This window comes from Phytohabitans sp. LJ34, assembly GCF_052068095.1.
Taxonomy (GTDB): Bacteria; Actinomycetota; Actinomycetes; order Mycobacteriales; family Micromonosporaceae; genus Phytohabitans.
Map to the genome: position 1 here is coordinate 1 of NZ_JBQHDG010000071.1, position 631 is coordinate 631.

The 631-nt window shown below is 66.7% G+C and carries 1 protein-coding gene; it reads left to right on the forward strand.

Features of this window, described 5'->3' with window-relative positions; translation table 11 throughout:
- Positions 1-588, forward strand: a 588-nt coding sequence (locus ACTMTJ_RS45415; RefSeq protein ID WP_441225333.1) for a lytic polysaccharide monooxygenase auxiliary activity family 9 protein, incomplete at its 5' end; no start/stop codon positions are given.
- Positions 589-631 lie beyond the last annotated feature (43 nt).

A 631-nucleotide genomic window follows, 5' to 3' on the forward strand; every position in this document is an offset into this window, starting at 1 on the left:
GGCATGCTGCCGTGGACCGGTGCGGCCCAGGCGCACGGCACGATCATCAACCCGATGACGCGCGCCTACCAGTGCTGGAAGACCTGGGGCAGCCAGCACATGAACCCGGCCATGCAGCAGCAGGACCCCATGTGCTGGGCGGCCTTCCAGGCCAACCCCGACACCATGTGGAACTGGATGAGCGCGCTGCGGGACGGCCTCGGCGGCCAGTTCCAGGCCCGTACCCCGGACGGGCAGCTGTGCAGCAACGGCCTCGCCCGCAACAACACCCTGAACCAGCCCGGAGCGTGGAAGAGGACCACCGTCGGGCGCAGCTTCACGGCCCAGCTGTACGACCAGGCCAGCCACGGCGCCGACTACTTCCGGGTCTACGTCACCAAGCAGGGGTTCAACCCGGCCACCCAGAGCCTCGGCTGGGGCAACCTCGACTTGATCACGACGACCGGACGCTACGCGCCGGCGCAGAACATCTCGTTCAACGTCACGATCCCCGCAGGACGCACCGGAAACCACATCCTCTTTGTGATCTGGCAGGCCTCGCACCTGGATCAGGCCTACATGTGGTGCAGCGACATCACCATCACCTGACCGGTAACACCAACAGCCACAGCACCACCCCGGCCCAGGACAC